Raw genomic sequence first — 9,486 nt, 5'->3', positions numbered from 1 at the left:
GACCACCGCTATCTGGAGCCGGAGATACGCGCGGGCGTCGCCACGGTCTTCGTGGACCGCCCGGCGGGACGGATCGACGCGGACACGGTGCTGTCCGACAGCTTCGGCGGCGCGCGGGCGGGCGTGGCGCACCTGATCGCGCACGGCCACCGCCGGATCGGTTTCATCGGCGACCGGCCGCGGATCCACACCGCCGTCGAGCGGCTGCGCGGCTACCGGGCGGCGATGGACGACGCCGGGCTCGACGTGGCCGAGGAGTGGGTGTCCCTCGGCCCGACCGACCCGGAGCGCGTGACGGCGGCGGCCGAGGCGATGCTGTCCGGCCCCGAGCCGGTGACGGCGCTCTTCGCGGGCAACAACCGGGTCACGGTGACGGCGGTACGGGTGCTCGCGGGGCGCGAACGGCCGGTCGCCCTGGTCGGCTTCGACGACATCGAACTCGCGGACCTGCTCGGCATCACCGTCATCGCGCAGGACGCGGCGGCCCTGGGCCGCACGGCGGCGGAGCGGCTGTTCCGCCGCCTCGACGGGGTCGAGGAGCCTCCGTCGACGGTCGTCCTCGGCACCCGGCTGATCGCCCGCGGCTCGGGCGAGATCCCGCCGCCGCCCGCCGCCTAGCACTCCGCCCGGAGACCGTGATCTCGTTGCCGGAGCGCGGCGGGGGGGCGCGCCGTCATCGACGAGATCGAGCCGGGCAGCAGAGGTGTCCGCTACTCGTCTACTCGTCGGGTCCGCCCAGACGACGGGCTTCTTTGATCTCGTGGAGTCTGGCAGCCGTGGTCGGGGTCCACTCCCTGCTCTGTCCAGCGGCATGGAGGGCTTCTCCGACCTCGCTGAGCTTCGCGGCGGACAGGACGCCCGCCCGCTCGATCAGGTCGTCCCGGGCCACGGTGGTCAGCCACGTACAAGGGGTGAAGCCCGGACGCGGGAACGCGAACCGCAGCACGCCTTCGAAGGGCAGTCCTTCCAGGGCACCCACGGCCACTTCGACGCCGAGGCCGCTCATGTCGACGCCCGCCGGGGCGACGACCTGCATCACCTGGAACCCGGATGACTCGTCGTCCGACAGCAGCACGACGGGGCGTCGCTCGTCGAAGTCGACCCACCAGACTTCACCGCGTCGCATGTGTCCTCCTAGGCCCTGTCCGGCCGCAGGCCGCCGTCAGCAGACCGGAAGGCCCGGTACCGGGCGGTCGTTGTCGCCGCCCTTGATGTAGACGACGCTGAAGTAGACGTTGGTGTTGCCGCTGTCGTCGTCCGTCCTGGCCCACCACACGTTGGTCCAGCTGCCGTACGTCTCACGGCGGCCGAGGTTCACCTGGCAGTAGAAGTAGTTCGTGCCGGCGTTCAGGATGCCCATCTCGCCGCCGTCGTGACGGTAGGTCTTCTCGGTGCGCCACACCTGGCAGTCGTACTTCCCGCCGCCGCGGGAGGTGCAGCCGCCGGACGCGGGGCTCGGGGCCGTACCGCCGCCGGAGCCGCCGCCGGCGGTCGCGCTCGGCGCGGGCGCCCTGGTCGTCCGCGACGCCGACGGCGCCGGTGCGGACGAGGAGCCGGCGGCGGGCGAGGACGGCGAGGCGGACTTACCGGCGCCCTCCTTCGACGGCGTCGCCGACGCGGAACCACTGCCGCCGGCGCTCGGGGTGGCCCCGGGCGCTCCCGGGTCAAGGACCCGGCCGGGCTCGCCCGTCGGGCCCGTCGGCGCCTGCCCGCCGGCCACCTGGCCCTGCCCGGCCTCGCCGTCCTTGCCGACGAGGGCGTACGTCACGCCGCCGCCGACGAGCAGGACGGCGGCCGCCGCCGCGGCGGCCAGGACCGACGAGCGGTTACGTCCGCCACGGGCGCGGCCGGCGCCCGGCGCGACGGGTGAGGTCTGCGGTCCCGACAGCGGTACCGCGCCCGGCGCGACGGGCGTGACCGGCGGCCCCTGCGGCGGGGTGCCGTGCCCGCCCTGGACGCCGTACGGCACGGGCGCCGGGCCGTACGGCGTGGGAACCGCGCCCCCGTCCGCCCCGGTGGCCGGCGGCACCGCCGGGCCGAAGCCCTCCGGGCGGTGCGGTACGGCGTCGGGCTCGGTAGGCACCCACAGGTGCGCGGCCCCGGGCGCCGGGGTCCCCGCGGCGTTCGGTACGTCTCCGGGCCCGCCGGCCGGGCCGTACGGCGCCGAGCCGTGCGGCGCCGGCGCCTGGCCGTACCCGGCCGGTGCCGGTGCCGTACCCTGCGCCGCCGTTGCCGGACCCGGTGCGCCCTCGGCACCCGGGGCGTGCGCTTCGCGGCCCTCGGCGACCGCCCTCAGCAGGCCCGCCGCCGTGCGGGCGTCCGGGCGGAGGGCCGGGTCCTTGTGCATGAGCAGGCGCAGGGCCGGGGCGAGCGGACCCGCCCGGAGGGGCTCCGGGAGGGGTTCCACGACGATGGCGTTGAGGGTGGACCAGGTGGAGGTGCGGCGGAACGGCGAGGCGCCCTCGACCGCCGCGTACAGGGTGGCGCCGAGCGCCCAGACGTCCGAGGCGGGGCCCGGCTGCTGGCCCTGGGCGCGCTCGGGTGCGAGGTAGTCGAGCGAGCCGACGATCTCGCCGCTGCGCGTCAGGTGGGTGGCGGAGCCGTCGCCGGGGTCCTCCATGGCGGCGATGCCGAAGTCGGTGAGGACGACCCGGCCGCCGGTGTCGAGCAGGATGTTGCCGGGCTTGACGTCGCGGTGGAGCACGCCGGCCTCGTGGGCGGCGGCCAGGGCGTCCAGGACGGCGGCGCCGACGGCGGCGGCCTCGCGGGGTTCCATGGTGCCGCGTTCGCCGAGGACGCCGTCGAGCGAGGGCCCGTCGACGAACTCCATGACGATGACGGGGCGGCCCTGGTGTTCGGTCACGTCGTGGACGGCGACGACTCCGGGGTGGCGGACGCGGGCAGCGGCCCGTGCCTCGCGCTGCATCCGCAGGCGCAGGTCCTCCAGTTCGCGTCCCGACGCGTCGTTGTAGGTGCGCAGTTCCTTGACGGCCACCTCGCGGCCGAGGACCTCGTCGACCGCGCGCCAGACGATTCCCATGCCGCCGCGCCCGAGCTGGGCCACGACCCGGTAGCGGCCGGCAAGCCGCTCGTACTCCCCCGAAGACACCGATGCCCCGTTCCCTGTCGGCCGAAGTGGACGCGTACAGGGTACGGGGCAGGGGCGGCGGCCCCGCGCGGGCCGGGGACTACGGGGCGGTGGCCGTCAGGTCGCCGCGCCGCGGGGCGGCGAACCGGTCGAGGTCGGCGCGGGTGAGGCCGGTGAGGGCGTCGACCTCGGCGGTGTCGAGGGCTCCGCAGTCGATGCCGCGCAGCAGGTAGGAGCTGAGCGCCTTGGCGGTGGCGGGCTCGTCCATGACGTCGCCGCCCGCCTGGTTGGCGTAGGCCGACAGGCGCTTGGCGGCGGTCCGGAAGCCCTCGCGGTAGAAGGCGAAGACGGCGGCGTAGCGGGTGGGGATGTGGCCCGGGTGCATGTCCCAGCCCTGGTAGTAGGCGCGGGCCAGGGCGCGGCGGGTGAGGCCGTAGTGGAGCTTCCAGGCCTCGTGGACGTGGGCGGTGGAGCCGACGGGGAGCACGTTGGTGGAGCCGTCGGAGACGCGGACGCCGGTGCCGGCGGCGGCGACCTGCATGATCGCCTTGGCGTGGTCGGCGGCGGGGTGGTCGCTGGCCTGGTAGGCGGCGGAGACGCCGAGGCAGGCGCTGTAGTCGAAGGTGCCGTAGTGCAGGCCGGTGGCGCGGCCCTCGGCGGCGTCGATCATGCGGGCGACGGTGGCGGTGCCGTCGGCGGCGAGGATGGCCTGGCTGGTCTCGATCTGGATCTCGAAGCCGAGCCGGCCGGCGTCGAGGCCGTGGGCCTTCTCGAAGGCCTCCAGGAGGCGTACGAAGGCGGTGACCTGCTCGGGGTAGGTGACCTTGGGCAGGGTGAGGACGAGGCCGTCGGGCAGACCGCCGTTCTCCATGAGGCCGGTGAGGAAGACGTCGGTGGTGCGGATGCCGCGGTCGCGTACGGCGGCCTCCATGCACTTCATCCGGATGCCCATGTACGGGGCGGCGCTGAGGTCCGCGTAGGCCTCGGTGATGATGCGGGCGGCGCGGGCGGCGTCGTGGTCCTCGTCCGTGCCGCCGTAGCCGTCCTCGAAGTCGACGCGGAGGTCCTCGATGGGCTCGCGCTCCAGCTTGGCGCGGACGCGGCCGTAGACGTCCTCGGCGAGGTCGTCGGAGAGGCCGAGGACGTCGGCGAAGGTGGCGGCGTCGGGGGCGTGCTCGTCGAGGGCGGCGAGGGCCTGGTCGCCCCAGGAGCGGATGGTGCCGGCGTCGAAGACGTTGCCGGGCACGTAGACGGTGTGGACGGGCTGGCGGGTGCCGGGGTCACCCGGGTAGCGCCGGTCCAGCTCGGCGTCGACCCCGGCGAGGGAGGCGCTGATGCCTTCGCTGACCGCGCCGGCGAGGCTCGTCGACACCTTCTCCTGCTGACCCATCCCACATCCTCCTGTTTTCCGCTGCACGGAATCAACAATCCGTATGGCGAAGTTAGTAGTCCGCCTCCACTTGCGTCAATGGGTGTCCACGGGTGGCCGAAACGGCCGGGGGGGGGGGGGGGGAAGGGTCCCCCCCAAAAGGGGGGGTTTGGGGTCCCCCGGCCGGTGCTTCCGGCCGGGGCGGCGGCCGTCAGTCCTTCCGAGACCATCAGACCTTCAGGGCCTTGCCGGTCTCGTCCAGGATGTGCTGCGCGGACAGCGGCCCGCCGAAGAGCCAGGTGCCCGGGTCGAGCGGCAGCGCCTTGTCGTTCTTGACGAAGGGCAGACCCTTCCACACCGCGTTGCCGGCGAGGTCGCCGGTGAACGGGTTGTCGTTGTCGGCGGCGACGTACAGGAAGGTCGCGTCCTTCTCCACCTGCGTCAGACCCTCGACGCCGACGGTGGTCATGCCCCACGCGTCGGACTGGCCCTTCCAGCCGTTCTTCAGCCCGGCGAGGTCGAGCACCTGCGGGGCGATGGCGTCGTCGGTGAGCATCCGGATCGAGGCGGCGCCGTTGGCGGTGAAGCCCTGGGCGAGGGCGTACTTGAGGCCGCCCTTGCCCGCCTTGTCCAGCCGGCCCTTGAGGTCGGCGGCCTTGGCGTCGATCTGCGCGGTCACCTCGGCGGCCTTGCTCTCCTTGCCGACCGCCTTCGCCAGCTCGGCGAAGTTCTTCTTCATCGTGGCGAGCTGGGGCTTGGTGGTGTACGTGAAGGACAGCACGGGCGCGATGGCCTGGAGCTGCTTGAGGTTGGCCTTGGAGCGGTCGTTGTCGATGACGATGAGGTCGGGCTGGAGCGCCTTGATCTTCTCCAGGCTGGGCTCGTTGCGGCTGCCGACGTCGGTGACCTGGGCCGGCAGGGCCGCGCCCTTGGCGGTGATCCAGGTGCCGTAGCCCTTGTTGTCGGCGTTGCCGACGGGCGGCAGGCCGACGGCGACGAGCTCCTCGGCGTACGTCCACTCCAGCGTGACGACCTTCACGGCGGGCTTGTCCAGCGAGACCTTGCCCTGCGCGGTGTCGACGGTGATCTTGGCGCCGGCGGTCGTGTCTCCGGTCTTCTTCCCGTCGTTCGCCTCGCCGACGGTACCGCCCCCGCAGCCGGCGACGGTCAGCACGAGGGCCACGGTGGCACCGCCCGTGGCGAGGGCGCGCAGCGTTTTCTGCATGGTGAATCTCTCCTTGTGTACGGGCTGTACGGGCAGTGCGGGCAGTGCGGACACCGCTGTCGGCGGAGCGCCGGAAGGTACGTCGCGGGTTCGGGACGTGATGAGGACGTGGCAAGGACGTGGCGAGGACGCGGTCGTGACGGGGCCGGGCCGGTTCAGGACGCGGCGGAGGCCTCGGACCGTTGGGGGAAGCACGCGAGGTAACCCGTCGCGGGGTCGCGGACGACGTTGACGCGCAGCCCGAAGGCGCGCTGGATGACGTCGGGGTTGAGCACCTCGTCGGGGGCGCCGGAGGCGGCGACGCCGCCGTCGGCCACCACGACGACCTCGTCCGCGTAGGCGGCGGCCTGCATCAGGTCGTGCAGCACGACGCCACAGGCGATGTCGTGTTCGCGGGCGAGCCGGCGGACGACGTCGAGGACGTCGAACTGGTGCCGCATGTCGAGGTAGGTGGTGGGCTCGTCCAGGAGGAGGACTCCGGCCCGCTGGGCCAGCACCATGGCGAGCCAGGCGCGCTGGCGTTCGCCGCCGGACAGTTCGTCGAGCCGGCGGTCGACCAGGGGCCGTGCGTCGGTGACGTCGAGGGCCCAGTCGATCGCCTCGGTGTCCTCGGCGGTGTGCCGGGCGAGGGCGCCGCGGTGGGCGTAGCGGCCGTGGCGTACCAGCTCACGGACCGTGACCCCGGCGGGTGCCTGCGAGGTCTGGGGAAGGAAGGCCAGGCGCTGGGAGAGCGCGCGGCGGCCGAGCGAGCGGAGCGGCTCGCCGTCGATGCGGATCTCGCCGCCGATGGGCGGGAGCAGTCCGGCCACGGTGCGCAACAGGGTCGACTTGCCGCAGCCGTTGGGGCCGACCAGGACGGTGATCTCACCGACCCGTAAGGACAGGTCCACCTGCTTCAGTACCGTCCGGCCGCCATGACCGACGTCCAGATCGTTCGCCATGAGGCGGACGTCACCCATGGACACCACATTCCCTCCCGCCGTCGAACCGACCGCGCCACCATACAACTTAGGTAAGGCACGCCTTAGGTGTCAGGCATTCTCCGGTGCGGCTTGTGACCATGTCGAGATCTCCCGCACCACCGTGCGCCCCTTCCTGCACGGTCAACCCCCTTGTCCGGAGGGCCACATGAGGATAGAGAACGCCCTTTTCCGGCCAGGGCGGCGAGGCGGCGGGAGGTGGCGGACGCACGCCTCTTGACGGAGCGTTTCCGGCCATGGGAGAAAGCGCTTGCCGTTCCGGTTGCCGTCCGACACGTCACCGGCCCGCCACCCGGGCGACGGCCCTTCACCGCCCGTGCGTCATCTCCCTCGCCCCCGAGAGGCAGTCACATGCATCCGGTGTCCTTCCCCGCCGACCCTGGCCGCCTGTCCCGCCGCGGGCTGCTGCGAGCCGCCGTCGCCGCGGCGGCGCTCGCGCCCGTCCCCGTCGCCGCCACGGCGGGCACCGCGGCCGCCGTGGAGGCCGCCGACGCGTACGGCGCCCTGCGCCTGGCGTGGCGGGATCTGATCCTCGGAACCGGTTACTCCCCGACCGCCGAACCCTTCGCGAGCAAGCTCGCCGCCCTGGGCTCCACCGCCGCGAACCTGCGCTCCACCATGTCCCGGGCGGCCGGCTCCCTCTGGCCCGACCTCCCCTACGCCGACCCGGAGCCCGACACGGACGCCGAGTCGTACACCTACTCCGGCAACCTCAACAGCAGTTTCAACCGGCTGCGCACCATGGCCGAGGCGTACAGCCAGCCCGGCACCGGGCTGACCGGGAACGGCGCGCTGCGCGACGAGATCCTCGCGGGCGTCGACCACCTGCACGACCAGGCGTACCACGCCGGGCAGGCCCGGTACGGCAACTGGTACAGCTGGCAGATAGGCGCTCCGCAGGCGCTGCTCGACATCGACGTGATGCTGTACGAGCACCTCGGGGCCGCCCGCGTCGCCGACCACTGCGCCGCCGTCGACCACTTCGTGCCCGACAGTGCCGTCGCCTCCTACAGCGGCACCTCCACCGGCGCCAACCGCGTCGACCTGTGCCGCGTCCTCGCGCTGCGCGGAGCGGTGGGCGGAGCCGCGCCGAAGCTCGCCCTCGCCCGTGACGCCCTCTCCCCCGTCTTCCCCTACGTCACGACGGGCGACGGGCTCTACCGGGACGGCAGCTTCGTCCAGCACCTCTACGTCCCCTACGCCGGGTCGTACGGATCCGTCATGCTCGGCGGACTGTCGCTGCTGTTCGCCCTGTTGAAGGGCACGGCCTGGGAAGTGATCGACCCCGGCCGCCAGGTCGTGCTGGACTCCGTCGAGAAGGCGTACGCGCCGTTCCTCTTCAACGGCCTCGCCATGGACCTGGTGTCGGGGCGCGCGATCAGCCGCGGCGTACAGAAGAGCGACCCGGCCGGCCTCCGCCAGGACGACCACCTGCGCGGACACGGGATCATCGCCTGCATCGCGCTCCTCGGCGTGAGCGCGTCCGCGGCCGAGAAGAGCCGCTGGGACCAGATGATCAAGGGCTGGATCGCCCGGGACTACTACCGTCCGGTGCTCGCCGGCCCCGCCCTCGGCGTCGCCCAGCTGGCCCGGCTCAAGGCCGTCGACGACACCGTCCCGACGGGCTCGGCGGAGCCGACGGGCCACCGTCTCTTCCCGTCGATGGACCGGGCGGTGCATCGCAGGCCCGGCTGGGCGGCCGCCGTGGCGATGGCGTCCCAGCGGATCACGTACTACGAGAACGGCAACGGCGAGAACCTGCGGGCCTGGCACAGCAGTTCCGGAATGCTGTACTGGTGGGGCGGCACGTTCGCCAACGGGCAGTACACCGACGACTTCTGGCCCACCGTCGACCCCTACCGGCTGCCCGGCACCACCGCGTCCCGCAAGCCCCTCGCGGACGGCGAGGGCGGCACCTGGGGCGCGGCGCGCCCGGACGTGCGCTGGGTCGGCGGTGCGACCGACGGCACCTACGCGGCCGTCGGCCAGTACCTCAAGGGCCTCTCCTCGACGCTGCTGGCGAAGAAGTCCTGGTTCTTCCTCGACGACGCGGTGGTCTGCCTGGGCGCCGGCATCCACGGCCGGGACGGCACGGGCGTCGAGTCCGTCGTCGAGAACCGCAACCTGGGCCCGTCCGGCACGCACGCCTTCACCGTCGACGGCGCCGCCCAGTCCACCGCCCTCGGGTGGAGCGCCACGCTGACCGGGGCGCGCTGGGCCCATCTGGCCGGCCACGCCGGATACGTCTTCCCCGGCGGCGCCACCGTCAGGGCCCTGCGCGAGGCCCGCACCGGGGCCTGGTCCGACATCAACCGCTCGGCCGTCACCGATCCGGTCACGCGCCGCTACCTCACCCTGTGGTTCGACCACGGTACGGACCCGACGTGGGCGGACTACGCCTACGTGCTCATGCCGGGCGCCACGGCCCAGCAGACCGCGGCCCGCGCCGCGGACACCTCCTGGCTCGGGGTCCTGGCCAACACCAACGAACAGCAGGGCGTCCGGGTCCCCTCGCTCGGCGTCACCGCGGTCAACTTCTGGCTCGCCGCCACCGTGGGCCCGCTGACCGTCTCCCAGCCGGCGAGCGTCCTGATCCGCGAGACCGGCGCCACCGCCACCGTCTGCGTCTCGGGCCCCCTGCGCACGGGCGACCTCATCGACGTCACCTGGAACCGCCCCGTCGCCTCGGTGACCGCCAAGGACCCCTCGGTCGAAGTCCTCTCGACGGGCACGGCCCTGAGACTGCGCGTCACACCGGGCACCCTGGGCGCGGTGCACAAGGCGACGGTGTCGCTGGGCTGAGCCGGCCGGGGGCGGCTCCGCC

The 9,486-nt window shown here is 73.4% G+C and carries 7 protein-coding genes; 2 read left to right on the top strand and 5 right to left on the bottom strand.

Annotation, left to right across the window (positions count from 1 at the left end; translation table 11 throughout):
* Positions 1–618, top strand: a 618-nt coding sequence (locus tag ACFWJO_RS34030; RefSeq protein WP_386871525.1) for a substrate-binding domain-containing protein, incomplete at its 5' end; no start/stop codon positions are given.
* A gap of 100 nt (positions 619–718) precedes the next feature.
* Here the strand turns inward: ACFWJO_RS34030 and ACFWJO_RS34025 are convergent.
* The 5 genes from ACFWJO_RS34025 to ACFWJO_RS34005 all read right to left on the bottom strand — a co-directional run bounded on the left by ACFWJO_RS34025 (position 719) and on the right by ACFWJO_RS34005 (position 6,641).
* Entirely contained in the window at positions 719–1,126 is a 408-nt protein-coding gene (locus tag ACFWJO_RS34025) for a type II toxin-antitoxin system PemK/MazF family toxin (RefSeq protein ID WP_386871523.1), read from the bottom strand.
* A 36-nt stretch (positions 1,127–1,162) separates the two neighbouring features.
* Positions 1,163–3,109: a protein kinase gene (locus ACFWJO_RS34020; protein WP_386871521.1), complete on the bottom strand. Its 1,947-nt coding sequence runs from the start codon at positions 3,107–3,109 to the stop codon at positions 1,163–1,165.
* 79 nt (positions 3,110–3,188) lie between these two features.
* Positions 3,189–4,478, bottom strand: coding sequence for a DUF6986 family protein (locus ACFWJO_RS34015; protein ID WP_386871519.1), 1,290 nt, complete (start codon positions 4,476–4,478; stop codon positions 3,189–3,191).
* Between the two features lie 208 nt (positions 4,479–4,686).
* Positions 4,687–5,682 (bottom strand): ABC transporter substrate-binding protein, encoded by a 996-nt coding sequence (locus tag ACFWJO_RS34010; protein WP_386871517.1) that lies wholly within the window; start codon positions 5,680–5,682, stop codon positions 4,687–4,689.
* Positions 5,683–5,837: 155 nt separating this feature from the next.
* A complete protein-coding gene (locus ACFWJO_RS34005; RefSeq protein WP_386871515.1) occupies positions 5,838–6,641 on the bottom strand; it encodes an ABC transporter ATP-binding protein in 804 nt (267 codons plus the stop codon).
* Positions 6,642–7,013: 372 nt separating this feature from the next.
* On the opposite strand from ACFWJO_RS34005, the gene ACFWJO_RS34000 reads away from it, so the two are divergent.
* The gene (locus ACFWJO_RS34000) at positions 7,014–9,464 is read left to right on the top strand and encodes a polysaccharide lyase 8 family protein (RefSeq protein WP_386871513.1); all 2,451 of its coding nucleotides are present in this window, start codon (positions 7,014–7,016) and stop codon (positions 9,462–9,464) included.
* The last annotated feature ends 22 nt before the right edge of the window (positions 9,465–9,486 follow it).

This window comes from Streptomyces sp. NPDC127092, from assembly GCF_042722475.1.
GTDB lineage: Bacteria > Actinomycetota > Actinomycetes > Streptomycetales > Streptomycetaceae > Streptomyces.
This window is presented reverse-complemented; position numbering and strand designations above follow the sequence as displayed.

Bases quoted from the DNA above. Each gene is read 5' to 3' on its own strand.
- ACFWJO_RS34025 (WP_386871523.1), bottom strand. From the start codon at position 1,126: ATGCGACGCGGTGAAGTCTGGTGGGTCGACTTCGACGAGCGACGCCCC.
- ACFWJO_RS34015 (WP_386871519.1), bottom strand. From the start codon at position 4,478: ATGGGTCAGCAGGAGAAGGTGTCGACGAGCCTCGCCGGCGCGGTCAGC.
- ACFWJO_RS34010 (WP_386871517.1), bottom strand. From the start codon at position 5,682: ATGCAGAAAACGCTGCGCGCCCTCGCCACGGGCGGTGCCACCGTGGCC.
- ACFWJO_RS34005 (WP_386871515.1), bottom strand. From the start codon at position 6,641: ATGGGTGACGTCCGCCTCATGGCGAACGATCTGGACGTCGGTCATGGC.
- ACFWJO_RS34000 (WP_386871513.1), top strand. From the start codon at position 7,014: ATGCATCCGGTGTCCTTCCCCGCCGACCCTGGCCGCCTGTCCCGCCGC.